At 62.4% G+C, this 25507-nt stretch carries 17 protein-coding genes; 7 read left to right on the forward strand and 10 right to left on the reverse strand.

Annotated features, from left to right (window positions below; all coding sequences use genetic code 11):
- Positions 1 to 123: 123 nt before the first annotated feature.
- Both BV106_RS07675 and BV106_RS07680 read right to left on the reverse strand, forming a co-directional pair.
- A complete protein-coding gene (locus tag BV106_RS07675) occupies positions 124 to 1596 on the reverse strand; it encodes a DUF1501 domain-containing protein (RefSeq protein ID WP_038162890.1) in 1473 nt (490 codons plus the stop codon).
- Between the two features lie 11 nt (positions 1597 to 1607).
- Positions 1608 to 5087, reverse strand: coding sequence for a DUF1553 domain-containing protein (locus BV106_RS07680; RefSeq protein WP_038162893.1), 3480 nt, complete (start codon positions 5085 to 5087; stop codon positions 1608 to 1610).
- Between the two features lie 386 nt (positions 5088 to 5473).
- Here BV106_RS07680 and BV106_RS07685 point away from each other — a divergent pair, with 386 nt between their 5' ends.
- On the forward strand, positions 5474 to 5893 hold the full coding sequence (locus BV106_RS07685; RefSeq protein WP_038162895.1) for a hypothetical protein: 420 nt from the start codon (positions 5474 to 5476) through the stop codon (positions 5891 to 5893).
- A gap of 685 nt (positions 5894 to 6578) precedes the next feature.
- Here the strand turns inward: BV106_RS07685 and BV106_RS07690 are convergent.
- From BV106_RS07690 to BV106_RS07700, 3 genes are all read right to left on the reverse strand, one after another.
- On the reverse strand, positions 6579 to 8036 hold the full coding sequence (locus tag BV106_RS07690; RefSeq protein WP_038162898.1) for a DUF1501 domain-containing protein: 1458 nt from the start codon (positions 8034 to 8036) through the stop codon (positions 6579 to 6581).
- Positions 8037 to 8100: 64 nt separating this feature from the next.
- Positions 8101 to 10794 carry a PSD1 and planctomycete cytochrome C domain-containing protein gene (locus BV106_RS07695; protein WP_265595430.1) on the reverse strand — a complete coding sequence of 898 codons (2694 nt, stop codon included), beginning with the start codon at positions 10792 to 10794 and terminating at the stop codon, positions 8101 to 8103.
- A 174-nt stretch (positions 10795 to 10968) separates the two neighbouring features.
- Positions 10969 to 13512, reverse strand: coding sequence for a transglycosylase domain-containing protein (locus BV106_RS07700; RefSeq protein WP_038162901.1), 2544 nt, complete (start codon positions 13510 to 13512; stop codon positions 10969 to 10971).
- A gap of 50 nt (positions 13513 to 13562) precedes the next feature.
- Between BV106_RS07700 and BV106_RS07705 the strand changes: the two genes are divergently transcribed.
- Together BV106_RS07705 and BV106_RS07710 are read left to right on the forward strand one after the other, a co-directional pair.
- Complete coding sequence (locus BV106_RS07705) at positions 13563 to 14735, forward strand: SAM-dependent methyltransferase (protein WP_081891590.1); 1173 nt, start codon at positions 13563 to 13565, stop codon at positions 14733 to 14735.
- Between the two features lie 10 nt (positions 14736 to 14745).
- Complete coding sequence (locus tag BV106_RS07710) at positions 14746 to 15651, forward strand: phosphatidylserine decarboxylase (protein WP_038162903.1); 906 nt, start codon at positions 14746 to 14748, stop codon at positions 15649 to 15651.
- 20 nt (positions 15652 to 15671) lie between these two features.
- Here BV106_RS07710 and BV106_RS07715 read toward each other — a convergent pair whose 3' ends face one another.
- Together BV106_RS07715 and BV106_RS07720 are read right to left on the reverse strand one after the other, a co-directional pair.
- Positions 15672 to 16457 (reverse strand): YceH family protein, encoded by a 786-nt coding sequence (locus BV106_RS07715; RefSeq protein ID WP_051945375.1) that lies wholly within the window; start codon positions 16455 to 16457, stop codon positions 15672 to 15674.
- Between the two features lie 37 nt (positions 16458 to 16494).
- Positions 16495 to 17385, reverse strand: a complete 891-nt coding sequence (locus BV106_RS07720; RefSeq protein ID WP_265595431.1) for a LysR family transcriptional regulator — start codon at positions 17383 to 17385, stop codon at positions 16495 to 16497.
- Positions 17386 to 17500: 115 nt separating this feature from the next.
- On the opposite strand from BV106_RS07720, the gene BV106_RS07725 reads away from it, so the two are divergent.
- A complete protein-coding gene (locus tag BV106_RS07725; protein ID WP_038163149.1) occupies positions 17501 to 17743 on the forward strand; it encodes a ferredoxin in 243 nt (80 codons plus the stop codon).
- 703 nt (positions 17744 to 18446) lie between these two features.
- On the opposite strand, the gene BV106_RS07730 is transcribed toward BV106_RS07725, so the two are convergent.
- Both BV106_RS07730 and serA read right to left on the reverse strand, forming a co-directional pair.
- Positions 18447 to 20552 carry a M3 family metallopeptidase gene (locus tag BV106_RS07730; protein ID WP_038162909.1) on the reverse strand — a complete coding sequence of 702 codons (2106 nt, stop codon included), beginning with the start codon at positions 20550 to 20552 and terminating at the stop codon, positions 18447 to 18449.
- A 68-nt stretch (positions 20553 to 20620) separates the two neighbouring features.
- A complete protein-coding gene (gene serA, locus BV106_RS07735; protein WP_038162912.1) occupies positions 20621 to 22225 on the reverse strand; it encodes a phosphoglycerate dehydrogenase in 1605 nt (534 codons plus the stop codon).
- 165 nt (positions 22226 to 22390) lie between these two features.
- Here serA and BV106_RS07740 point away from each other — a divergent pair, with 165 nt between their 5' ends.
- Entirely contained in the window at positions 22391 to 22873 is a 483-nt protein-coding gene (locus BV106_RS07740; RefSeq protein ID WP_265595432.1) for a hypothetical protein, read from the forward strand.
- Positions 22874 to 22897: 24 nt separating this feature from the next.
- On the opposite strand, the gene BV106_RS07745 is transcribed toward BV106_RS07740, so the two are convergent.
- Entirely contained in the window at positions 22898 to 24241 is a 1344-nt protein-coding gene (locus tag BV106_RS07745) for a hypothetical protein (protein ID WP_051945377.1), read from the reverse strand.
- 99 nt (positions 24242 to 24340) lie between these two features.
- Here BV106_RS07745 and BV106_RS07750 point away from each other — a divergent pair, with 99 nt between their 5' ends.
- Both BV106_RS07750 and BV106_RS07755 read left to right on the forward strand, forming a co-directional pair.
- Positions 24341 to 25027: a hypothetical protein gene (locus BV106_RS07750; protein WP_038162917.1), complete on the forward strand. Its 687-nt coding sequence runs from the start codon at positions 24341 to 24343 to the stop codon at positions 25025 to 25027.
- A 91-nt stretch (positions 25028 to 25118) separates the two neighbouring features.
- Positions 25119 to 25457: a DUF485 domain-containing protein gene (locus BV106_RS07755; RefSeq protein ID WP_051945379.1), complete on the forward strand. Its 339-nt coding sequence runs from the start codon at positions 25119 to 25121 to the stop codon at positions 25455 to 25457.
- Positions 25458 to 25507 lie beyond the last annotated feature (50 nt).

The raw sequence follows: 25507 nt of genomic DNA on the forward strand, positions 1-25507 counted from the left end.
TGCCGCCTTTGCATGTCAATTTGCGCGCCCTTGTGACCGGGGGACCGGTAAAAAAGTTCGTTTCGGGAGCTATCCCTGTGAAAAAGACCCGACTTTGCGAATAAAAGACATCCCGGCCCTGGGTCAGGCCAGGATTTCCTTCATCAATCGACCATCACCGGTGGGCCCGATGAGGCGCTGGTTCAGCCCTTGGTAGCGGTAGCTGAACTTGTGCGCATCAAAACCCAGCTGGTGGAGCAGAGTCGTCTGCAGATCGCGGATGGTGTATTTCCCCTCCACCACGTCGTAGCCCAGTTCATCGGTCGCTCCGTGGACGATGCCGCCCTTGATCCCGCCGCCGGCCATCCACATGGTGAAGCAGTTGGGGTGGTGATCGCGCCCCAGATAGGTGCTGCCTCCGCGCGCCTCGTTCATGGGCGTGCGTCCGAATTCACCTCCCCACACCACGAGCGTGCTCTCCAGCAGCCCGCGTTGTTTGAGGTCGGTGATTAGTGCGGCACAGGCCTGGTCCACATCCCGGCATTTCTCCGGGAACTTGTTCACGAGGTCATCGCCCTTGCCCGTGCCGTGGATGTCCCAGCCCCAGTCGAAGAGCTGCACATAACGCACGCCGTTCTCTACCAGACGACGGGCCAGCAGGCAGTTGTTGGCGAACGAGCCTTCACCCGGCTTCGCGCCGTAGAGATTGCGCACGGATTCCGGCTCCTTCTGGATGTCGAACACCTCCGGCACGGCGGTTTGCATGCGGTAGGCCAGTTCGTACTGCGAGATGCGCGTGAGCGTTTCGGGATCACCCAGTTCTGCGGCCTCCAGTTGGTTCAGCCGACCCAGTGCATCCAGACTGCGGCGGCGGGAGTCGCGGGCCATGCCGTCCGGATTCTTGGAAAACAGGATGGGCTCACCCGTGGTGCGGCATTGCACGCCCTGATAGACGGAGGGGAGGAAACCACTGTTCCACAGGCTTTTGCCCCCGGTGGGGTCCGTGCCTCCAGAGAGCAGCACAACGAAGCCAGGGAGATCCAGATTCTCACTGCCCAGTCCATAAGTCACCCAGGAGCCGATGGAGGCCCCTCCCGCACGCATGTCGCCTGTGTGAACAAAGAGCTCTGCTGGCGCGTGATTGAACTGGTCCGTGTTCATGGACTTCACCAGCGCGACCTCGTCCACGATCTTGGTGAAGTGAGGGAACATGTCACTCACCCACGCACCGCTCTGACCGTACTGCTTGAACTTGTAAGGGGAACCCAGCATCTTCGGACGGCCCTTGATGAAGGCAAAGCGTTTGCCAGCAAACAGGGAGTCCGGGCAGTCCTGCATATGCAGCTCATTGAGCTTCGGCTTGTAGTCAAAGAGGTCCAGTGTCGGAGGCGCTCCGGACATGTGGAGGTAGATCACCGAGCGGGCCTTGGCCGGGAGCGGAGCCTGATGGGGAATCAGGGGATTCTCCGGCAGCGACATGCCGCCGGGAGTTGGCGCGGCAGATGCGAGACCGGGCAGCATGCCCTGCAGGGCCATGGCACCAAGGCCGAGACCGGTCTGCCCGAGGAAGGTGCGCCGGGTGGCGTGGCGGGCGCAGGCGAGATGGTAGGGGTTCATGGAAATAGAGATCAGCCTTTGGTGAGGACACCGTCCAGGTTCAGCAGCACGTTGGCCATCATTGTCCAGACGGCCACCTCTGCAGGATCAGTGCCGGCCGGGACATTGCCGGCGAGGCGTGCGGCATCAGCCGGAACCGATTTCAAATGGGCCAGTTCATCCCAGTGGAAGTCGAGGAGCGCGGCCACCTGCTCCGCTCCCGCAGTGCGCACGAGGGTGAGTTCAAGCCCATAACGGATGCGCGCCTCCGGGGTGGAGCCGCCCTCCCGGACGAGACGCTGCCCCAGGGCCTGGGCCATCTCGAAGTAGGCCGGGTCGTTCAGCGTGACAAAGGCCTGCAGGGGGGTGTTGGTGGGCAGGCGGCGCAGGGTGGCGTTTTCCCGGCTGGGCGCATCGAAGGTGGCCATGCTGGGGTACGGCACGGTGCGCCGCCAGAAGGTGTAGAGCCCGCGGCGGTAGCGGTCCTCGCCCTTGCTTGTCTCCCAGGTGCGCTGGCCGTTGAAGGCGGCCCGCCACAAGCCATCGGGCTGCACGGGGAAGACACTGGGACCACCCAGCTTGTGACTGAGAAGGCCGGAGAGCATCAGCGCCTGGTCACGCACCTGTTCGGCATCGAGACGGCGACGGGGATAGTGGGAAAGCAGGACATTGCGCGGGTCCTTGGCGCGGGCCAGTTCAGACGGCTTCGACGACTGCCGGTAGGTGCGGCTCATGACCATGGTCTTGAGCAGGGCCTTCACATCCCAGTTCAGATCCATGAACTCCACGGCCAGCCAGTCCAGCAGTTCCGGGTTCGAGGGAAGTGTTCCCTGGGTGCCAAAGTCCTCCTCCGTCTCCACGATGCCGCGGCCGAAGAGCTGGGCCCAGAAGCGGTTCACCGTCACGCGGGCAGTCAGCGGATTGTCCCGGCTCATGAGCCAGTCGGCCACCGCGAGGCGGTCGATGCCGCTGGAGGCCGGTGCGGGATTGAAGCTCTTGAGGAGCGCCGGTTGCACCGGGTCGCCGGGGTTCAGGAAATTGCCTTTCACCAGGAAGTGGGACTGGCGCTGCTTGTTCTGCTCCAGCTCCTTCATCACAGGCAGGGCGACAGGCTTGAACGCCGTCTGCAGCTCCTTCTGCCGGGCGGCGAGATCGGCACGCACCTTCGTGTACACGCTGGAGCGGTCCTTGTACCATGCGAGCAGTTCGGTCTGGCTCTTCGCGTCGCGTTTCCCTGCGGGTATGGCCAGCAGATCCTGAATACGCGCTGGCATGACGGGCTGGGGATTGGGGTCGGAAGTGACGACGATCCGATACCGCCCCAGAACATGCTGGGAGCCATAGAGCTGGGCCAGGCTGATCCGCAGACGCACGGAGCTGCCGGCGGCACCCAGGGGAGCTGCGGGCACGAACTGCGCCGTGTGCGCCCGGCCCAGTTGTGGGCTCACCGCCCAGCCGGTGTCCGGTTTGCCGTCGATGGCGTGGGCCACGGTGAAGCCGTTCTGCTCAAAGTCCGTTGTTGCTTCCTTAAACCGGACGTCCTGCGGCCCGCCCACCGTCAGGGTGGTGCTGGGTTGCGGTGCGGAGGTCTCATCACGATGGAAGATCTCTTTTCGCTCTGTGTCCAGGGCCGCGACCTGGAAGCCCGCGGTGCGGGAGCCGGTGTTGCCATCGGTGCGGTTCCATACCACGATGGAGTCGATGGGCACTTCCTGCTTGAGGTCCACCTCCCACCAGGGATCATCCTGCTGGGAGCAGTGGCTGACGGATTTCTTCGCATAGTCGCCGTCGGTGTTGCCATCTGCCGCCAGCTTCGCCGGTCCGTCGAAGCCGGTGGAGGATTGGGTGGCGAGACCTGTGGGAGCGAGATTCTTGCCCCCGGAATACACCTGCACTTCCGCGAGATGCAGGATGCGGGATTTCCCCGGTAGCGTGACCCGGACGAAGCGGGCCTTGGGGCGGTTTTTTTCTGGAGTTGCGGACTCAGCGCTCACCTTGAACTCGCTGAGCACGAAGTTACCGCCTCCCGAGCGTCCGGGCCCTTTTCCGGGCAAGCGGTCATCTGGCAGGGCCTCCACGCGAATGCCGGTGATGCCCCCCGGTACCACGGCCTCCAGCAGGTGGGTGTCCGCCTCGGCAGCTCCGCCCAGAAGGGAATGGTCAGGCTGCTTCTCCAAGGGAGCGCCTTTCTCAGTGCGGGCGGTGGTGATTTCCACGGCCTGCCAACGGGCGGGTTGTTTGATCGTGGCCTCCCACGCGGCGAGCTCTTCCACGAGCGCGGCGGGGGCGGGTGCCTGGAGCTGGGTTTCCAGCGCGAGGATCTCCTTCTGCAGCTTCTCCATGCGCTCGCGTTGGGCGGGATCCGGCACGGGCAGGGTGGGCGTTTCGTCCGCCCGGTCGTTGTCCGCCGTCTGGTTGAAGATGGCGAAAAACTCGTAGTACTCCTGCTGGGTGATGGGGTCGAACTTGTGCGTGTGACACTGCGCGCAGCCCAGAGTGAGCCCCATCCACACCTGCAGGGTGGTGCCGATGCGGTCCTTCACGGCGGCCACGCGGAACTCCTCGTCATCGGTCCCGCCTTCCGTATTGGTCATCGTGTTGCGATGGAACGCAGTGGCGATCAACTGTTCCGGTGTGGGATTCTTGATAAGATCCCCGGCCAGCTGGTCGCGGGTGAATTCATCGTAGGGCTGGTTGCGATTGAAGGCATTGATGACCCAGTCGCGGTACGGCCAGATGTTCAGGCGCAAGGGGTCACTGCCGTAGCCAGCAGAGTCGGCATAGCGGGCCAGATCCAGCCAGACGCGGGCCCAGCGTTCCCCGTAGGCAGGCTGGGCCAGGTAGTGGTCGACCAGGCGCTCATAGGCATCGGGACGCTGGTCTTCCACAAAACTCTTCACCTCAGCGGGAGATGGCGGCAGACCGGTGAGGTCCAGCGCGACACGACGGATGAGCGTGTGCCGGTCTGCTTCCGGGGCTGGGGTCAGGCCTTGCGCCTGGAGGTGCTTCTGCACGAAGGCGTCAATGGGAGCCACCGACGCATTGGGTGGAGTGGGCTTTGCCGGTTTTTGGAACGCCCAGTGCTCCGCGTAGGGAGCCCCCTGAGTGATCCACTTTTTCATCACCTCGATCTCGCGGGAGGTCAGGGCGTGCCCTTCCTTCGGTGGAGGCATGACTTCGTCGGGATCGGTCGTCAGGATGCGCGCCATGATGTCGCTGGCCCCGGCGTCGCCTGGTTTGATGGCGTACACCCCGTCCCGTTCCTTCACGGCCTCAGCCCGCAGATCCAGACGCAGCTTGGCCTTGCGGGAGCCTTCGTCCGCCCCATGGCAATGGTAGCACTTGGCAGAGATGATCGGCCGGACGTCCTTGTTGAAGTCCACCACCGCCGGCACCGGCAGGTTCTTGAAGACATCGCCGTGGGGATTCTCCTCGGCCAGGGTGAGGACTGGGGTTCCCAGGATGGCCAGGGGAATCAGACAGCGGAGGGTGGCATTTGGGACGGGGCTCATGCGCGCTGAAGAAAGTAGCTAGTAAGGGGCCTGGGCGTTCGAACTATCACTGCAACGAATGTTCCTGACGGCACAAACGTAACGAGTTTTCGCTACATTCTTGGGGACACTGCGGAAGGGGAAGCCCTTTATTCTCCCTGATCTCCCTTCGCAGGAATAGGCTGAAACCCTGTAGTAAATGCCCTTTTTGATCCTATGCGGCCGGGTGGAGAAAGGGCTGGCGCTCCCTCAGGTCGCATCAGTTCCGGGAAAAGACGCGTGGTGCACGGAGTTCAGGAAACAAGAAAACGGCCCCGGGTCTCGCCTTCGCAGAAAGAGGCCGGTCGGCTCTTTCCGAAGTTTTGACCAGCAGGACAAGTGATGGTAGGGGGCAGACTTTCTTGCGTATGAAGTCCCTTCGTTTCACGCTCCGCTATGCCGTAACGCTCAGTTTGCTGCTGATTTCCGCGTGCGCCGGACCGGAAAGAGCGGCGCATGCGGGGAGGACGCTGGTGCTCAAGTACAAGGACTTCGGTCCGCAGGCGGCTGCCTACGAACTGCTCGGTTACGAGTGGCCTCAGTGGGAGACGCAGGGATCCGACGATCCTTCAGCATTGAGCGAGATTAGCGTGGTGGTGTACCGTGGCCTGCCGCTGGAGGCGGTGAAACAGCGCTATCCAGTGGTCCCGGGACAGCGGGACTATCGCTATGTATCGTATGAGCAGGCGCTGAGCTATTGTGACCGCATGCTCAAGGAGGGGGGCAGCATACTGCCTCATCTCAAGCAGACGAAGCGGATGATCGAGGCCGACTTGGCTGCGCCCTAAGGGTGGGGACGGGAGCGGATGCAGTCGGCTTTCCCACCTGACCATCTCGTGCGGTGGTACCCAAGGTTGACTCGCTTAGAACCTGTTTGGATAAAAACATCTGAGTAAGTCCCCTCAGAGGATTTGGGCCTGAAAGGCCCACCGAGCCCAGCCCAGGGGCGAAGGCCACGAAGTGGACGGAGACCCTGGGGCGCCTCCGTGGATAATGATCAGGAGGGAAGTCCGACAGCATCTGCTATCGGCCCAACGCTATCAACACCCCCACGTCGGTTGGGCCTGACGTCACGCGCTGACTGACATTTGCGGCAAGATGCCGCAAACAGCACGCAGGATGCGTGCGCTCCCCGAGCTTCCTCGGCACAGGCCATTTGAGTCCTGTCAGTCTACGCTTCACAACCTGGTTTCTTTGGCAGACACTAGCTGAAGCTTCTGTGGCGTTGCCCACGCTGTGGACTATGCCTGCCCAACGCGCATCCCAGCGTACACCTTGGCTCCCTGATCGCTTGCTCGGCCGCATTGCCATATACCGGGAAGTTGGTGTCTCCTCACGTCGTCAACTACGGTCGGTGTTGGAGGTGCTGGGGCAGAAGAAAAAGTCGCAGAGCCAGTGAAGCGTAGGCAGGCTGATGTGGCGTGCTGGGGCCTGTGCGCATGCCCACCGACGTTTGATCGTCAGCCGCCCCCCCTACGCCAGCAGCTCCGTCACCACTCTGGCCTCGGCGTTTTCCACGAGCACTTGATCGGTGCCGTTGCGCTTGTAGGTGAGCTTTTTGGGATCGAGACCAAACAGGTGGAGGAGGGTGGCGTGGTAGTCGTAGTGGTTCACGACGTTCTCCACAGCGTGGTGGCCGAACTCGTCGGTGGCACCATGGACATGGCCGCCTTTGAAGCCGCCGCCGGCGACCCACATGCTGAAGCCGTAGGTGTTGTGGTCACGGCCCACCTTGGAACGGTCACTGCTGCCGCCGGCACGGTTTTGGATCACGGGCAACCGGCCCATCTCTCCGCCCCAATGGACGACGGTGCTGTCCAGCAGGCCACGGTCCTTGAGATCGATGACGAGGGCGGCGGCGGGCTTGTCCACGTACTTGCAGGCGGCGGGCAGGCCGGTGCCGATGGAGGCATGGTGGTCCCAAGTCTGATTGCCGGTGAAGAGACTGACGAAACGCACACCGCGTTCCACCAGACGGCGGGCGATGAGGCAGCGGGTGCCGAACTCCTTGGTCGCAGGGTCATCAATGCCGTAAAGTTTCCTCGTGCCCTCGCTCTCTTTGCTGATGTCGAGGGCTTCCTTGGCGGCAGTCTGCATGCGCGCGGCCAGTTCAAAGCTCTGGATGCGGGCTTCAAGGTCGAATTCACCGGGACGACGGGCCAAGTGTTCCTGGTTGAGTTGGCCGAGGAAGCCGAGGTAACGGTCCTGGGCTTCTCCCCGGAGGGACATGGGCGCATCCAGGTTCAGGATGCGGGGCTCGCGAGGGCGGATGACGGTGCCTTGGTAGAGAGAGGGCAGCCAGCCGTTGGACCAGTTGTCCACGCCCAGCACGGGCACGCCGCGGGGATCCGTGAGAGCCACATAGGCGGGAAGATCCTGGTTCTCGGAGCCAAGTCCGTAGGTCACCCAGCTCCCCAGGGTGGGGCGGCCGCCGACGATGCGGCCGTTCATCATGGCGTAGATGGACTGACCGTGATTGTTCACCCCGGTGTGCATGGACCGGATGAGGGTGATGTCATCGGCGATGCTGCCCATGTGCGGCACGAGTTCCGACATCTCGATGCCGCTCTGGCCGTGTTTCTTGAACTTCCACGGGCTGCCCATCATCTCCAGGCTGGCGCCTGCGGCGTCATCCTGTTTGATCTCGCCGGTGTAGCTCTTGCCGTCGTGCTTGGTGAGTTCGGGCTTGGGGTCAAAGAGGTCGATGTGGCTCGGGCCGCCCTGCATGAACATGGAGATCATGGCCTTGGCCTGCGGGGGCTTGTGTGCAGGCTTGGCCAGGAGGTCGAAGTGCTGGGCCTTGAGCCGCTCGCTGGAGGCTAGCAGCCCTTCTTGCTTCAGCAGCCAGGCCAGCGCCACGGACCCGATGCCGTAGGCGTTCGAGGAAAGAAAGTGGCGGCGGGAGAAGGGGTTGCAGGCTCCAGTGTTCATGGGGCGGGAGGCGAGGGACGGGGGAATGAAAGGCAGGGGTTCCGGGGACGGGACGGGAGTGAGGTCAATCAACGTAGAGAAACTCGTTCGCACTCATGAGTGCGTGGCAGAGGGCCGCCAGACTGAGTAGGGCCGGGTCGGCATTGGTCTTGGAAGGCGGGCCCACGGCATATTCCAGCGGGGCCGGGTGCTCTTTGTAAAAGGCCATCTGGGCGGTCACAAAGCCCACGGCGCGGGTGGCCTCCTCCGGTGACGCGGGACGTGCATAGGCCAGTTCATAGGCGCGGTGCACCTGAGCCGTGATGTCGGTGGGGCGCTCCTTTTGCAAGCGGGTGGCGAAGTGCTGGGCGTACTCCCGCATGGAGCCGTTGTTCATGAGCAGCAGAGACTGCGGGCTCACCGTGGTGCGGGGACGCTCGGAACAGTTCGGCTCCATCATGCTGGGGGCGTCAAAGGTCTCCAGCATGCCCAGGGGCCGGGTGCGGCGTGCCTGGATGTAGATGCTGCGACGGTACTCCTCGCCGTTCAGCGGGATGATCTTGCCAGTCTGCCGCCCCGCCGTGTCCGCGGTGTCGATGCCAACCACGACCTGGCCTTCTTCATTGTACATGATCGGTACGGGTGGGCCGAACATCTTGGGAGTGAGCTTGCCCGTGACCGTGATCATGGCATCCCGCAGGGACTCAGCCTCCAGGCGGCGTACATTCATCCGGCCCACCAGGGCGTTGTCGGGATCGAGTTGTTCTTTCCTCGGATCCCGCGTGGAAGCCTGGCGGTAGGCGTGGCTGCTCATGATGAGGCGATGCAGCTTCTTGAGGCTCCACCCTTCCTTCATGAAGCGGTCCGCCAGCCAGTCCAGCAGTTCAGGATGACTGGGCAGCTGTCCCAGATGGCCGAAATCTCCGGCGCTGGTGACGATGCCACGACCAAAGTGGTGCATCCACACGCGGTTGACCATCACGCGAGCCAGCAGAGGATGGGTGCCGTCCGTGAGCGACTGGGCAAAGGCGAGGCGGCGCCCGCTGGTGGGGAGGCTGTTGTTTTTGACCGGGACATCCACGGTGCGTCGCCCACCCAGCACGGTGAGATCGCCCGGAGTCACCGCCTTCTTGGGCTGGTCGGGATCACCCCGGTGGAAGATGTAGGTCACCGGTACGGTGGCTCCCACGGGCTCCGTCAGGGCCTGCACGAATTCCTCCTTGGGTTTGCCGGCGCGCACAGCGGCGGCAGCGTCCGCCATCTTTTTGAGTTCCGCAGCGTGGTTGGTCTTGTAGGTGGTGTCGTACAGGTACAGCGAACCCCCGCTAAGCTTGTTGATGCTGGGGTGCTTGGCCAGCAGCTTCACCTGTTCGGGCGTGCGTTTCTTAACGTCCGCCTTGTAAGCGGCGCGCAGCGGTTCCCGCAGGGTTTCTTCGCGTTTGGCCAGTTCCTTTTCCAGCGTGGCGTCAATAAACTCCGCCTGCTTCGCCAGCCGGGCTTCGTCCAGCTTTTTGGCCTCCACCTCGATGGCGGCGGCCTCGGCGCGTTGCGCGTCATTCATCAGGGAGACGAGTCGGGCATTGGGAGCCTTCCACTTCTTCCAGTCGAGCGCGGGTTCTAGGAGAGCACGAATGCGGTGGTAGTCCGCGTGGCTGATGGGATCGTACCGGTGGTCGTGGCACTGGGCGCAGTCGATCGTCATGCCGTACAGCGCGCTGCCCATGATCTTGATGGTGTCCGCCAGCACCGCGTTGCGGGAGGCTTTGTCATCCATCACGCCGGTGCCGTCTGCGGCCATGCGAAGGAAGCCGGTGGCGGCCAGCTTGTCGGCGGCATCGGCAGAGAGGTTGCGGTAGGGCTGGGCCACCATCTCATCGCCGGCGAGCTGTTCGCGGACGAACTGGTCGAAGGGCTTGTCCTGATTCAGCGACTTGATCACGTAGTCACGGAAGCGGAAAGCGTGCAGGCGCTCGGTGTCCTTGTCCGTGTAGCCGTCGGAGTCGGAATAGCCTGCCACATCCAGCCAGTGACGGCCCCAGCGTTCGCCATAGTGAGGGGATTCCAGCAGGCGGGTGACCAGGCGGTCATAGGCACCGGGACGGGTGTCGCTGACAAATGCAGCCACCTCCTCTGGTGTGGGGGGCAGGCCGGTCAGGTCGAAGGTCGCCCGGCGGACAAGGGAGGCAGGGCTGGTTTCGGGAGACAACTCCATGCCCTGCTGGCGCAGGCGATAAAGGAGGAAGGCGTCGATGGGGTTGTCCACCCCGGGGCCCATGTCCGGCACCCGTGGGGACTGGATGGGCTGGAAGGCCCACCAGGCACGCTCTTCATCGGTGAAGGCGTACTCTGGCCCCAGTTTTTCCGGTTCCGGCCGGGCAGTGTTCGCACCTTGATTGATCCAGTGCTCCACGATGGCGATCTCGGCGTCACTCAGCCTCTTTGCCCCCTTGGGCATTTCGCCCGACTTCAGCATCTCCAGAAGAAGGCTGTCGTGAGCCTTCCCTGGCACGATGGCGGGGCCAGTATCGCCTCCTTGGGCGAGGGACCGGCGCAAGCGTACGTCCAGACCGCCTTTGACTTCCCCGTCCTCGCCGTGGCAGTGGAAGCAATGTGCCTTCAGAACGGGCCGGACATCCTTTTCATAGGTCAGGCCCTGGGCTGGTTGAGCAAGGGGGGCAGGGGCCGCCGCATGCAGTGCCGATCCTGCCAGAGCAGAGGCGACCGTGGCGGCGAGCACCACGAACTGGCGGCGATGAAGGAGGGGGATGGGCCGGGTCATGAACACCTTGGGCCACATGGCCCGATGCGTTCAACTACGACCCTCTGAACCCTCTCTTTCCTCAGGGGCTTGAATCGGCCCTGGATTGACAATCTTTTTGAGAAATCGATACTTTTATGTCGCCTTTGGAGGTCTCCTCAGGAGAGGGTGGGGCAAACCTGCCTCCGAAATGCATCAGTCCAGCTTCATCGGCGGGGGCGGTGCCAGCTTGATGGGAGTCGTCTTTTCCTGGGGGTCTTCCACCGGGATCGCGCGCTGCACCGTGGAGCCGTCTTCCAGCACTGGCTCAGCCCGGAGCACCGGTTGCACGGTGTTGTAGGGGTCTGCTCCCAGCACGGTGAGTCCCTTCATGCGGACGGGGGAGACATTCGCCACTTCCGGGGATTGAGTGATGAGTTGATCCTTGATCGAGGCGGAGCCTAGTCCGGGAAACTCCTCGCCTCTTTCGCCGCTGCGATGCAGGTCGCAGAAGACGTCAAAGTTGGAACGCTGGCGCAGGGCCTCGCGGTAGGTGTTGCGGACGGCGCGGATCTTGCCGGTGGCCGGGTCGGGGATCTTGTCGTAGCAGGTGTCCAGAGCGCGCAGACCGCTGCGGCGGCATACTTCCACCATCTGCATGTCGTGAGGGGGCTGGATCTCCTCTGGCTTGAAATCCTTGATCGAAGCGTTCATCACGTCTGCCCACATTGGCAGGACCACCTTGTTGCTGAAAGCGCCTTCGTAGATCTGTTTTTGCTGGTCAAAGCCGGACCACACTCCGCAAGTCACGGCGCTGGTATAGCCGACGAACCACAAGTCCTTGAACTCATAGTGCGTGCCGGTCTTGCCCGCGGCGGGGAAGTCTTTGAGGCCATACTCGTCATACGCCTTCTTGCCCGTGCCTTGGCGGAGCGCATCCACGAGGCAGGAGTGGGTCTGATAGGCTGCCACTTCGTCCATGGCCTCGGTCAGCACCTCTTCATCCTGCTTCACCTGGAAGATTACCTTGCCCGAATGATCCGTGATGCGGTGGATGATGGAGATCTGCTTGGGTCGTTTGCCCTTGTTGGCGAAGGAGCTGTAAGCCAGGCACATCTCGTCCAGTTTCACCTCACTAGCGCCGAGGAAGGAACTGGGGTAATCGCGAAGGGGAGATTTGATGCCAGCCTTGGCCACCAGGTCCTTCACCGCGGGTAGTCCCAGCTCCAGGCCGAGGCGGGCGGTGGCGGCCGTGCGGCTCTGACTGAGGGCTTCGCGGGCGGAAATGCTCGTGCCGTACACCAGGCGGGCGTCCTGCTCCGTGCCCCATTCCCCCAGGATGCCCTGAAGGCCCCCGATCATCACGTAGCGGTTGTCCAGCGGGCCGTCCTTGAGGCGTTGCGGAGGGAAGTATTCCGGGCTCTGGAACGCAGTGGCGTACACAAACGGGAGGAAGGCCGTTCCTGCCGGGCGGCGGGATTGCACGGCCCGGTTGAACATGCTGTCCACGAAGTCACGTCCTCCCACCATGGCCAGCACGCCGCCATCGCGGTTGTCGATCGCCAGCACCGCCGTTTGCAGGTACTCCGGCTGGGGTTTGGGAGTGTCTTCTGGAATGGTCTTGGCATTGATCCTCTTCTTGTACTCGTCCAGAAGGGCGCGGTAGTACGAGTAGGTCTGGTGCTTGTAGCCCGGGGTGCTTTCCACCTCTTCCATGCGCTTCTTAACGGAAGCCTCTGCGGTCCGCTGGAGATTGCCATCGATGGAGGTGTAGATGTTGAACCCACCAATCTGGGCCGCCTCTTCGCCGATGATGGCGATGGCCTGCTGGCGGATCTCCTCGTAAATGTAGGTCAGGCGGATGTCCGCCGTACGCGGGGAGGTCACCACGGGCTGGGCGGAGTAGGTATCGCGCTCGTCCTTGGAGATGTAACCCTCCTCATACATGCGATCCAGCACATGGTTGCGGGACTTCTTGGAGCGCTCGGGATGGCGCAGGGGCTGAAGATTGTTCGGGCTCTTGATGAGACCGCACAGGGTGGCGCTTTCCAGCAGGGTGATGTCCCGCACTTCTTTGCCGAAGTAGCCCTTGGAGGCGGCCTGGATGCCGTAGAAGCCTGCTCCGAAGTAAATGCGGTTCAGGTACATCTCAAGGATCTCTGACTTCGAGTACTTCTTCTCGATGCGTTCCGCTGCGAACCACTCCACGATCTTGCGTTGATAGCGGGAGTTCTTGTCGGTCGTCTCCATCTTCTTCAGGTCGAAGGCGCCGCGCGCGAGCTGCTGGGTAATGGTGCTCGCCCCCTGATTCTCTTCACCAGCCTTGTAGTTCAGGTAGATGGCGCGCAGGATGCCCATCACATCCACGCCGCTGTGCTGGAAGTAGCGGGAGTCTTCTGCGGAGGTGAGGGCCTGGATGAAGTGCATCGGCACGTCGTCCACCTTGATGGGGGTGCGGTTCTGCACGTAGATTTTGCCCACTTCCTCGCCCTTGCGATCCATGATCCGGCTGGCGACTTCGATCTTCTGCAGATCTGCGATATCCAGCGCTTCAGCCTGCTCCTGGAGCGGGGCCAGAATGGCCATGATCATGCCGAAGGCGGTCACACCGATGATTAACGTCACCACAACCAGCGCGCCGAACCAGCCGCGTTTGTAGATCGGCACTCGCCGCCGGACGTTGCCCCCCTTGCCCGGAGGGCGGGGGGACGTGCTCTTCATCAAGCTGCGGGCAATGGGATTGACTTCCTGATCGGACATTTCGGCAGTTTACGTTGAGGGGAGAAAGCAGTATAGCGGCCAAATCTCACATGGCGAATGCAATCCCTCGGGTGCCCGAAGTGCTTATAGAACGACTGACCCGTGCTCCGGGAAAGGCCGTTCCTTGGGCGGAAGTGATGCAACTCGCTCTGTATGAACCGCTCGTGGGGTACTATCGCCAGGGGGTGCGCCGCATCGGCCGGGGCGGTGATTTTTATACCAGCGTCAGCGTCGGCTCCCTGTATGGTGACTTGCTCGCTGAATACGTCGCCAGCGTGTGGTCGGCGGCCGGGCAGCCGACGGGGTTTGGCATTCTGGAGCAGGGGGCTCACGATGGCACCTTGGCGAGGGATCTGCTGGAGGCAGTGGAGCGTCGCCATCCGGACCTGGCGGCCGTGCTGGCCTATGTGATCATCGACCCGGATGATGCGCTTCGGGAGGCCCAGCAGTCGCGCGTGGGGCCTGAGTTCGCGTCCCGTCTGACCCACGTTGCTGCGTGGACGGAAGTGCCTGTCATTCAGGGTGTTCTGATCTGCAATGAGTTGCTGGATGCCTTCGCGGTACATCGGATTGAATTCACCTCCGACGGATGGAGGGAGCTGCATGTGACCGCCCGGGAGGATGGGGCGTTCGAGTTTATCCAGGGGCCTCCCTCCACATCAGCCTTGGAGGCTGAACTGGCGCGCCTCGGGGATGATTTCCCCGCGGGCTTCGTCACTGAGCTGAATGTGGCCATGCTGAGCTGGCTGGAGGAGGTCTCGCAGAGCGCCTTCACCGGGGAGATTTTGTTGGCCGACTACGGTCATGCCGCGAGGGAGTACTACATCCCGGAGCGCAATGGAGGCACCCTCCGCCGCTACTACCAGCACCGGACGGATGACCGGGTGCTGGAGGATCTGGGCGAGGCGGACCTCACCGCCCATGTGAACTTCACCCGCCTCGCCGAGCGGGGCATCGAGCTGGGCATGACCGTGAGGGAATTCATTGAGCAGGGCCGCTTTCTCACGCACGTTGCGGCGGGCTTGCTCCGCCAGCCGGGGTTTTCCCCTGAGCCCGCCTGGATGCGCCAGTTTCAAACTCTCACCCATCCTGGGCACCTCGGACATGCCTTCCAGATCCTCACGTTGCAAAAGGGCGGCGAGGCGATCCAGGCGAAGCCGGACGAGGCGCGGAGGGAGGCCGCGTTGCGCAGACTTGGCATAGAGTCCGCTCCCAGCTACTAGATCCCATTGCATGTCAGAGCCAGTCACCTACTACAACCGCTACACCCGGGAAACAGAGACCGAGACCATTTATGGCGAGGGGTTTCTGCGCTGGGCCTATGAAAAACCAATGGGGAGGGTGGCCGTGTGGGCGCTGGTGAAGCGCTCTCTTTTTTCCAAATGGTACGGGCACAGGATGAGCCAGTGGAAGAGCCGTCAGCGGGTGCAGCCTTTCATTGAAAAGTATCACATTTCCGTGGAGGAGATGGCCGGTGACCCGCAGCGGTTCCCGAGCTTCAACGCCTTTTTTGCCCGGCGGCTGAAGCCCGAAGCCCGCCCGATCACCCCGGAGCCTGAGGACGTGGCGTTTCCCGCGGATGGCCGGCATTTTGCGATTCCCGATATCGGCACCAATGACGGCATCTTTGTAAAAGGGGTGTCGTTTGATCTCTCGGCCCTTCTGGGGGATGCGGCGCTGGCAGAGAGGTACCTGCGAGGCTCCCTGCTCATCTCCCGGCTCTGCCCGGTGGACTATCACCGCTTTCATTTTCCCGTGGGCGGGCTTCCCGGGAAAGCCCGGCTGATCAACGGGCCGCTGTACTCCGTGAGCCCTATTGCCTTGCGGGAGCGACCCACGCTGTTGTGGGAGAACAAGCGGTACATCACCGTGGTAAAGACCCAGGATTTCGGTGAGGTGCTTTGCCTTGAGATCGGCGCGACCTGCGTGGGCTCCACCCACCAGACCTACCGCCTGGGGGCTGAAGTGGCCAAGGGCGAGGAAAAAGGGTACTTCACCTTTGGAGGCTCCTGCGTCATCACCATTTTCGAACCAGGCCGCATCAAGTTCTCACCCGACCTGCTGGAGCAGAGCGGGAAGGGCATTGAGATGTATGCCCGGATGGGGGACGTCATGGCCACGAAGGCCACGACGTTCTGAGTTCGCCGAAAGCAAGACCACTACGGAATGTAACGGGAGCCCGTGTCAGGCAGGTCGGAGTCCGCTTCCTCCTGTGTGGCCCGGCTGGACCCCGGCGCAATGAGCGAGCGCAACTCCGCGACCTCGGCCCGGAGGGATGCCAGTTCCTGCTCCATGCGCCCGCGCCAGTCGGCATCGTACACGGCCGTCGGCGACACGTTGACGGCGGCCACGGCGGGTGAGGATGAACTGGCCACACCGGGTTCCACCAAGCCCGAAAGCAAATGGGCAAAGGTCACCGTCTTGCGCCCGCCTCCCGGGGCAAACTGCACCGCCAGCGGATGGCCTGGGTAGTCGATGAGCTTGTGAAGTTCATGTTCGACCGCGGGAATGTCGGCAAAGACGTGAAGCCGCTCCGTGCGCTGGCGCAGCTCGCCTGAGGTTTGCACCCCGCGCAGCATGAGGGCCGCCAGCAGGGCGATGGTGGGCTTGGTCAGGAAGCCAAACTTGGAGTCCAGCGTGTGCTTGTATTTTTGCACTCGCGCGCCCACCAGGGTGAGTTGCAGGACATAACCACGGCGCTTCAGGCCGTCCAGCGCCTCCAGCACGGTGTCTTCGTCATAGCGCACCACGGGTTCGCGGTTCGTGGTCTGGTTGCAGGCGTTGACCAGGGCATTGAGCGTCAGAGGATAGGCCTCAGGAGTGGTGGCCTCCTTCTCAATCAAGCAGCCCAGCACCCGGACCTGCTCTGCAGTGAGGGGGATGAGTGCGGGGGCTTCGACTGGGGATTCGCTGTCTGAGGCGTCGGGGAGGGTGTCCATGTCCATGGTGAAGGGCGATTCTAGCTAAAGAGCACGCCTTCGATCAAGTCCTGGATGTGTTTTGGGAGCGGCGCGTGACCATTACGATCTGGCGCTCGAACCGCACGGGCAGGGGGACCCGTTGGATAGCCTTCTTCCTCGGATAGGCCGCCAGGGCGCGTCTCGAGACCCAGCTCGCTCCCAGCCCCATCGCGACCAGCTGGATGAGGATCTCGAAGTTGTCCAGTTCCATGGCCGGCTTGGTGGGAAAGCCCTGCTCTTGCAGCCAACTGGCGAGCTTTTGTCCGGTGTGGCTCTGCTGGCCGAGGTGCATCCAGGTCTGCTGTTCGAGCCACTCATGAAGCGTCGCCGCGGGCCACGGAGCAGGTGCCGACGGCAGATGCGCCTGGGCACCGACGATGAGTTCAAACTCATCCGCGAAGCTGTGTTGGACCTGGAGGGAGGAATTGAGTTTCTCAGGTGCGGTGAGAATCGCGATGTCCAGCCGGTGATCCAGCAACGCCACGAGCAAGCCCACCCCGGCATCGTGGGAAATTTTCAACCGGACCTCCGGTGACTTCCGGTGGAACGGGAGAAGGAACCCTGGCAGCGAGGCCAGACCGACAGAACGGGAGAAACCGACCCGCACCGTCCTGGCCGCGTCCACGTGCTCTTCTTTGAATCTCCGCAGGCTCGCTTCCAGGGAGCCGTTCAGCTGACGGGCTTCCGCTAGGAGTGCGTGGCCAGCATCCGTCAAGGTGACCTTGCGGGTGGTTCGTTCCAGCAGGGTGACTCCCAGGCGGTTTTCCATACCCTGAATCTGACGGGTCACTGCGCTCTGGGAGACGCCGGCGATTCCCGCCGCCCGAGTGAAACTGCCCTCGATCGCCACCAGTTCGAACAAGTGCATCGAATACAGATCCACAGGGCGCGTGGCCAGGTATTCATGCCTCATGAGCATGAGTATATGACATTAATGAATTTCTAGCAATTGGATGGATGGGGAAGAGTGGGAGAGACGGAAGGTCAAACTTCAAAACTCAAACGACAAACTTCAACCGACTGAGATCATGCCCAATCCCCATTCCAAAGCTCCTGCCAACCACGAGGGACCCTACTACGTGGACACCGACTGCATTGACTGCTGCGGCTGCCGGGAGATTGCTCCGCGGCACTTCGGGTTCGATGAAGACACGGGCCTTTCTTATGTGATGCGGCAGCCGGAGACCGCGGAGGAAAAGGAGATTGTGAACGAGGCCATGAACCACTGCCCGACGGAGTCGATCGGGAACGATGGGGAGGAAGAAGGATGAAGACACTAGGCCCCAGACGTCAGACTTGAGGTCTGGGGTGGTTGGACGGTGGTGAACCTCTGATGTGGCGTGATGAGTTCGGGCCTGAAAGGCCCAGAGAGTCCAGCCCATGGGGCGGAGGCCACGAAGTGGACGGAGACCCTGGGATTGTATGTCCGTATTGAGTGGCGGCCTGAAGGGGCGCGAGAGTGGTTCGCTCGCCGTGGCATCTTTTGGTGGCGGTTTGGCCAACAATCACTTTGGGTTGGCGGGCACCTCGCGTGCCCCTACAGGGCACCGTTTCTAATTGACGACGATACCCAGGGTCTGCGTCCACTTCGTGCCCTCCGCCCCTGGGCTTGGCTATTAGGGCCCTTCAGGCCCTCTGGAGCGAGGATCTGCGTTCACTCTGGAGGGGTGACTGCAACCTGCGCAGGCAAAGGGACGTCGCTGGCATCCACTCCGGGATGCAATACGCGTCTTGATCTTCCGGAGGTGTCAGTCGCTACGCTCCCTCACTCTCCGGCTATTGGCTTTGATGCCTCCGGCATCGGGTAGCCCGGACTGGAACACGATCAGATTGTCAAAATCAACGCCCCAACTTCTCGATGAGAGATCAACTTTGGAGCTGGCTCAATTACCCTGACGCTTGCGGCACACGCGAAGCGTCAGGTCTTGAGTCTTTCGTCTTGAAGTCTTGTGTCTCCCGCGCAGCGGGCCCGGGTCACGCCAGCCCGGCGCGGACGAGCAGTGCATCTGGGTCGGGATCACGGCCCATGAAGTCGCGGAAGAGCTTGGCGGGATCGTCGCTGTTGCCTTTGCTGAGGATGCAGTCGCGGAGACTGCGGCCCACCACGGGGTTCAGCACGCCTTCGTGCTGGAAGCGGGTGAAGGCATCGGCATCGAGCACCTCGGCCCACTTGTAGCTGTAGTAGCTGGCGGCGTAGCCGACGGGGCTGCTGAAGAGGTGGCCGAAACGACGGGCCATCGTAGGCGGGCGCGTCTCGGTGGGGAAGGTGTAGTCGTTGACGATGCGACGGGTGAGCGCGTCGAGGTCGGCGGCCTGCTCCGTGGCGTAGTGCATGTGGAGTTCGAGGTCCAACTTGCCGAAGGAGAGCTGGCGCATCATGCCCACGGCGCTCATGTAGTTGCGTGCGGCGAACATCTTCTTGAAGAGGACGTCCGGGATCCGTTCTCCGGTCTCGTGATGTTTGGCAAAGAAGTCGAGGCTCTCGCGCTCCCAGCAGAAGTTTTCCATGAGCTGAGAGGGGAGTTCCACAAAGTCCCAGGCCACGTTCACGCCGTTCATGCTCGGGATCTCCACGGTGCCCAGGAGCTGGTGCAGCAGGTGGCCGAACTCATGGAACACGGTGCAAACTTCATCATGTGTGAGCAGCCCGGGCTTGCCCTCCACCAGCGGAGACATGTTGCCACACATCAATCCCAGGTGGGGACGACGCTCGCGGGTGCTGTCCCCGGGCCAGCCCCCTTTGAGATAGTTCATCCAGGCGCCGCCGCGCTTGGAGTCACGAGGGTGCCAGTCGGCGTAGAAGCTGCCGGTCTGCACGCCTTCCTTGTTGCGTACCTCGTAGAGCTTCACCTCGGGGTGCCACACTTCCACGGCACCATCAGCTCCGGCGTCCGCCGGTGTCTGGCCCACGGAGTAGTACACGGAGGGGCGCTCGGTGATCGTGATTTCAAACAACCGCTCGGCCAGCTTGAACATGCCGTCCAGCACGCCCACCACGGGGAAGTAGGGGCGCAGCTCCTCGGAGTCGAATTCATAGCGCTCCTGGCGGCGCTTTTCACTCCAGAAGGCAATTTCCCAGGGTTCGAGGAGCTTGACGTCGGAGCCGACCTGGTCCGCCTTGTACTCCTGAAGGTCCACGACCTCGCGGTCAAAGGCCTGCTTCACGCGGGTGTGCAGGCGCTCGGTGAACTGGAGGGCCGTAGCACCGGTCTTGGCCATGCGACGCTCCAGGATGTAGTCCGCGAAGTTCGCCTTGCCCAGCAGCTGGGCCTTCTCATGGCGCAGGCGCAGGATCGTCCAGATGAGATCCGTGTTGTCGTACTGGCCGCCGTTGCCGATGGAGCAGCTGCCCGTCCACACCTGCTTGCGGATGGCATCGTCTTCCAGATGCTCCATCACCGGGATGATGGACGGCGCCTTGAGCGTGAGGCGGTACTTGGGTGATTCTTCTGTGCCGAGCCCTTTGGCCAGGGCGTCTGCTTTGGCGGCTGCGAGGGCGGTTTCCGGCAGGCCTTTGAGTTTCTCCGCGTCGTCGAACACCAATTCCCAGGCGTTCGTGGAGTCCAGCACGTTCTCGGAGTACTTCTGAGTGGCTTGGGAGAGCTCAGACTCCAGTTCCTCAAGCCGCTGCTTTTTCTCAGCGGGCAGTTCTGCGCCGTGCTGGCGGAAGTAAGCGAGCGTCTCATCCAGCGTACGGCGGCGCAGCCCGGTCAGGCCACGGGCTTCATCCGTGTTGCTGTACGTGAGGACGAGGTCCCAGAGCTCGCTGTTGAGGGGGATCTTGGCGAAGAACGCGCTGACCTTCGGCAGCATGGCGTTGTGCGCTTCCCGCAGAGCAGGGGAGTCGCACACAGAGACCAGGTGGGTCACGAGTCCCCAGGACTCGTTCAGGTCACGGAGGGCTTCTTCGTAGCCCAGCATCACACTGTTGAAGGTGATGCCGCCCCGTTGCTGCCCGATCACGGCCTGGAGCCGGGTCTCCGCTTCCTCGAGCGCCTTGGTGATGTCGGGCTCCACCGCCTCCGGGGAGAGGGTGGACCAGCGAACATGGAACGAGTCGTCGAGGAAGGGATGGGACATGGGGAGGGGAGCCGGATGAACCGGCAGGCAAAAGGGGATCTTAAAAAGAGAGCAGGGACTGTGCAGGATTACGAATCCAGCACCATGCAATACACTCTTTTCACGCCGGGGATGGTTTCCAGATCCTTGATCACCTCAGCCGTCGGGGCGGAGTCGAGCGTGAGCAGGGTCAAAGCGGTGCCACCCTCTTCGTTGCGGCTCAGGGACATGTTCGCGATGTTCACCTGATGCTTGCCGAGGATCGTGCCGTAGGCACCGATCATGCCGGGGCGGTCATCGTTTTCCAGCAGCAGGAGCGTGCCTTCCGGCTTGGCTTCCACACGGCGGCCATTGATCTTCACGATTCGCGGGTCGCCGCCGAAGAAGGTGCCGGCGATGACGGCGGTCTGGTCGCCGGTGCCCACCTGGACCTCGATGAGGTCCGTGAACTCCGTCGGTCCGGGCACGCGGCTCTCGGTGAAGCGCAGGCCCAGGTTCTCTGCCGTGCCGATGGCGTTGATGAGGTTCACCTGATCGGCACCGATGGGCTTTTCAAGGAAGCCTTTCAGCACGCCACGGGAGACGAGGGTGGTGTCCATCTCACCCAGCTTGCCGCTGTAGTTCACGCGCAGTTTTTCAGCGCGGGCAGGAGCGATCTGGGAAATGAGGCGGCCGAGGATTTCACCGAAGCGGAGGGCCGGCCCGATGGCGGCCAGCGTCTTGGGATCCACATTGGGCATGTTCACCGCGTTGACCACGGTGCCTTCCAGAAGGTTGGCTTTCACCTGCTCGGCGATCTCGATGCCCACCGATTCCTGGGCTTCATCCGTGGAAGCGCCGAGGTGGGGGGTGAAGACCACGTTGGGAGCCTTCAGGAGCGGGTAGTCAGCAGGAGGAGGCTCCACTTCGTACACGTCCAGGGCAGCGCCGGCCACGTGACCTTCTTCCAGAAGCTTGGCCAGGGCGTTGTCGTCCACCAGACCGCCGCGGGCGCAGTTGACGATGCGGACCCCCTTCTTGATCTTACGCATGCGCTCTTCGTTGAGCATGTGCTTGGTCTCCGGCGTCAGCGGCATGTGCATCGTGATGAAGTCCGCGTCTTTCACAGCGTCATCCAGATTGTCGGCCAGCTCCACCTTGAGCATCTCGGCGCGGTTGGCGCTGAGGTAGGGATCATAAGCCACCACACGCATGCCGAAGGCTTGAGCGCGCTTGGCGAACTCAGCCCCGATGCGGCCCATGCCGAGCACAGCAAGGGTCTTCTTGTTGAGTTCGGTGCCCTGGAAGGTCTTGCGGTCGAACTTGCCACCCGCCACGTTGGCATGTGCCTGGGGGATCTTGCGGGCCAGGGAGGTCATGAGCGCGAAGGCGTGCTCCGCGGTCGAGATGGTATTGCCGCCAGGGGTATTCATCACCACCACGCCGCGCTTCGAGGCGGCGGGGACGTCGATGTTGTCCACACCCACCCCGGCGCGCCCGATGACTTTGAGGTTCGGGGCGGCTTCCATGACCTTGGCCGTCACCTTCACGCCGCTGCGCACCACGATCGCGTTTGCATCCTTCGCTGCCTCACAGAAGTCGGACTCTTTTTTCAGGCCAAGATTGACAACGACTTCGAAGGACGGCTCTGCCTGGAGCAAATCAATGCCGGTCTGCGAAATGGGATCAGCAACGAGGATGTGGAATTTGGCCATAGGGACGTTCAGCGTAGCACGGACCGCAGGGCACTCAAGCGACGAGTGAATGTCCAGAATGAACCAAACGGACTGTTTGGGCGAACAGGTTGGAGCTCGGCAGACAGAGCTGGAGCGCAGATTCAGGCTTGTCCATCCTCTGATACTCTGGAACAATCCGGGACCATGAGTTCGTTGTTCCTGTGCAAAATGGCGCTGGTGGTGGGTGGCCTGGCCAGCCTTTGCGGAGCGCTGCCCCTATGGGGTGCTGAGCCGGCCAAGACGGAAAAGCCTCCGACGCCGGGCGAAATGCTGGCCTTTTTCGAAGATACCAAAGGGACGGTGCTGAACGAGTGGACGGACCTGAATTCCGACAGCCAGGCCTGGTCCAAACACACGAAGGACGGCTACGCCCCGGTGCGAAATGAGGGCCGCGTGCACAGCGGAGCCGACCAGTATCAGAAGATCTTCAAGAAAAAGCTCCCCGGGATGAGCGTGTGGTGTCGCACGGCAGAGACCGAGGCCGCTCACCGGCAGAATGACGTGAGCCTGCTGAAAAAGGGCTACATCCTGGTGCGATTGCAGACCTTCACGGACGCGGGAGGCACGGCCCGGTTCCAAGGACTGTGGGTCAAAGTGGCGGAACCTCCAACCGATGCCGCAGGCTGAAGCAAGCACCGGAACCTGAAGGGACTACTTTGCCTTGCAGGGGATCATGACGCCGTCCCGCATGCCGTGCAGGAGTTTCTTGTCTGCGGGCACGATGGTGGCCAGCACGCCGCCGAGGGTGACTTCACCCTCGTGGACAAAGTAGTAGGGGCAGAGCCGGGCGCGGCACTGCATGGGGACGATGCGCCCGCTGGCCTGATCGTGCCTGGGTTGAGTGAGCACCCGCGCCCGGTGAAAGCGCTGGAGCAGGTAGGGATTGCCGGGGTAGGATTGCAGCGCCTCATCGATGGCCTCCGCCCACTCGTCCTGGGGCAGATCGTGGCCGATCTTCACCCCGCGGGAACCCCAGCTCTTCTCGGACCAGCCGCTGATTTTCACCACCAGTTCGCGCTCCCGACTTCCGAAGCGTTTCATCTCCTGCCAGTCGTGGATGCCCAGGCGCGGCCATTCGGCATGCAGGGGCAAGGCGGTGGGATCGAGGGTCCAACCATAGGGAATTGACTCCTTCAGAAGCTGAAGATGGTCTGCTCTCAGCGCCGCTTCCCACCATCGGCGCAGGGCGGGCGACCAGAAGAGGGCCAGCCAGAGCTTCTCCTCCAAATAGGGTTTCATCGGCGGCGTGAAGCGCAACTCGCCCGCCTCCGCCATGCTCAGCAGCGCCTCCGCATGTTCCACGTTGTCCGTGTCCCAGAGCTCGAAAAAGCGGTACACATCCTTGCCTTGGAGATCCTGTGGCTGGATGGACCAGGGGTTGAGCACGCGGCGTCCTCCGCCATCGCGGGCATTGAGCTGACCGGTCAGCCAGGCCATTTCCGGCTCGTAGTCAGCGGCTTCGCGGGAGACGAGGATGTCGTGATTCGGGAAGACGCGGTCAAAGCCATCCAGCATGCCGGCGGCTCCGCCCAGCACATCTTCACCCAGCGCGGCATAGGTCTGGCCCATCCAGCCCGTGAGGCCGATACCGCCGGGCAGGTTGTCCAGCTCAGTGATGCTGAGGCCGGTCTCCGTCCACACCAAGTCCGGGCGGATCACTCGCGGCAGGGCGTCCTTCCAGCGGGCGTTACGGCCCAGAGCGACCATCCGCTCCGGTTTGCCCTGATCGAGCACGCGGGCCACCCAGTGAAGGGAGGGATCGTCCACCGCATCCTGATAGAGGCGATTGCAGGCTGCCTGGAAAGCAGCAGTCGCTGGCCCCAGAGCGTGAATCCTTTTCACCACATCGGCTGGGAGCGGCAGAGCAGAGGGGGATACCTGCCAGTCCTTGTCCCGGAACATGCCACCCTCCGGCATGGCGGCCCGCACGGCTTTCACACGTTGAAGCTGCTCGGATTCGGGGGAGGCGAGTTCCTCCAAGTGGGACGGGTTCATGCAAAAAGGCCGACAGGGCACGCACCTAATAAACGACTCCCGTGGTGTCAAACGATGCTTCCACTTGACGGAGGGCGAGTTCTCCTCTCACCATCGCGCATGCTTCACCGCCTCTCCTCTGTTATTGCGGCGCTCGCCGCCACCATGATGCTGTCCTCGTGCCTGGATTACGAAGAGGACATGGTGATCTACAAGGACCTTTCGGGTGAGGCCGTCGTCACCATCAGCCTGCCGGACGCCTTGGTGTCCAAGTATGACCCGATCCAGGCGGAGTTCTCCTCCGCAAAGATCCAGAAGCGCTTTGCGGATCTGGACGGGGTGACGCTGGAATCCTACGAGGTGAGCGCGGATCGCAAGCCGGTCGCCAAACTGAAGCTGAAGTTCAAGTCGATCGAAAAGCTCAATGAAGCGATCGCCAAGAATGCGCCCGCCGCCATTGTGGCCGGGGTCTTCACGGTGAAAAAGGAGGGGGACAAGACCACCATCGAGCGCAAGCTCGGCCAGGGGGAGCCGAAGGCAGAGCTGGGGGACTTCAACTACGTGCAGTACAAGACCCACTTTGAAGGCACCATCGGCGGCACCAACTCCGGTTTCTACAACAGCCACGGGCAGGATGTGCGCTTCCGCTACAAGCTGACTGAGGTGATCAGTCAGAAGCCCTCTCAAGTGACCACCATCATCAACCCCAAGCCTTGGGCGATCATCCTTTTCTGCATCGCGGTGCTGGCTGGAGCGGCCTTCTACGGGTGGAAACTTCTCGGGAAAAAGAAGGTTGTCGTGCGTTGAGTCGCACCCGCTTGCGCCCTCTGAAGGTGTCAGAAGATTGCCGCAATTCCGCGCTTGCCACGGCGTATGAGGATACCCTAGCCTCTGCGCCATGCCTTCGGAGAACCCAAATGTCCATAAGACGGCTGCCCCTGACTGGGACAGCATTGCCGCCCGCCCCGCCTTCCAGGAACTAATTCGCGTGAAGACGCGGTTCCTGACGAAGATGACGGTGTTTTTCCTGATCTACTTTTTTGCCCTTCCCATCTCCGTGGGCTGGTTCCCGGAGTTCATGAAGAAAGAGGTCCTGGGCAAGGTGAACCTGGCCTACCTCTTCGCGTTGTCGCAGTTCTTTATGGCCTGGATCCTGGCTGCTCTCTATGTCCGTCAGGCGGGCAAGTGGGACAAGATGAACGCCGCTCTTCTGGCCGAGGCGCATCTTGAGAAATAACCCGGCCCTTGGTCCTCCCTCACCTCACTTCTCCCTTACGACCATCCCTC

The sequence above is a fragment of the Verrucomicrobium sp. BvORR106 genome (assembly GCF_000739655.1).
Lineage (GTDB): Bacteria > Verrucomicrobiota > Verrucomicrobiia > Verrucomicrobiales > Verrucomicrobiaceae > Verrucomicrobium.

Bases quoted from the DNA above. Each gene is read 5' to 3' on its own strand.
- BV106_RS07705 (WP_081891590.1), top strand. From the start codon at position 13,563: ATGGCGAATGCAATCCCTCGGGTGCCCGAAGTGCTTATAGAACGACTG.
- BV106_RS07740 (WP_265595432.1), top strand. From the start codon at position 22,391: ATGAGTTCGTTGTTCCTGTGCAAAATGGCGCTGGTGGTGGGTGGCCTG.
- BV106_RS07690 (WP_038162898.1), bottom strand. From the start codon at position 8,036: ATGAACACTGGAGCCTGCAACCCCTTCTCCCGCCGCCACTTTCTTTCC.
- serA (WP_038162912.1), bottom strand. From the start codon at position 22,225: ATGGCCAAATTCCACATCCTCGTTGCTGATCCCATTTCGCAGACCGGC.
- BV106_RS07755 (WP_051945379.1), top strand. From the start codon at position 25,119: ATGCCTTCGGAGAACCCAAATGTCCATAAGACGGCTGCCCCTGACTGG.
- BV106_RS07730 (WP_038162909.1), bottom strand. From the start codon at position 20,552: ATGTCCCATCCCTTCCTCGACGACTCGTTCCATGTTCGCTGGTCCACC.
- BV106_RS07725 (WP_038163149.1), top strand. From the start codon at position 17,501: ATGCCCAATCCCCATTCCAAAGCTCCTGCCAACCACGAGGGACCCTAC.
- BV106_RS07720 (WP_265595431.1), bottom strand. From the start codon at position 17,385: ATGAGGCATGAATACCTGGCCACGCGCCCTGTGGATCTGTATTCGATG.
- BV106_RS07700 (WP_038162901.1), bottom strand. From the start codon at position 13,512: ATGTCCGATCAGGAAGTCAATCCCATTGCCCGCAGCTTGATGAAGAGC.
- BV106_RS07695 (WP_265595430.1), bottom strand. From the start codon at position 10,794: ATGACCCGGCCCATCCCCCTCCTTCATCGCCGCCAGTTCGTGGTGCTC.
- BV106_RS07745 (WP_051945377.1), bottom strand. From the start codon at position 24,241: ATGAACCCGTCCCACTTGGAGGAACTCGCCTCCCCCGAATCCGAGCAG.
- BV106_RS07675 (WP_038162890.1), bottom strand. From the start codon at position 1,596: ATGAACCCCTACCATCTCGCCTGCGCCCGCCACGCCACCCGGCGCACC.
- BV106_RS07750 (WP_038162917.1), top strand. From the start codon at position 24,341: ATGCTTCACCGCCTCTCCTCTGTTATTGCGGCGCTCGCCGCCACCATG.
- BV106_RS07685 (WP_038162895.1), top strand. From the start codon at position 5,474: ATGAAGTCCCTTCGTTTCACGCTCCGCTATGCCGTAACGCTCAGTTTG.
- BV106_RS07710 (WP_038162903.1), top strand. From the start codon at position 14,746: ATGTCAGAGCCAGTCACCTACTACAACCGCTACACCCGGGAAACAGAG.
- BV106_RS07715 (WP_051945375.1), bottom strand. From the start codon at position 16,457: ATGGACATGGACACCCTCCCCGACGCCTCAGACAGCGAATCCCCAGTC.
- BV106_RS07680 (WP_038162893.1), bottom strand. From the start codon at position 5,087: ATGAGCCCCGTCCCAAATGCCACCCTCCGCTGTCTGATTCCCCTGGCC.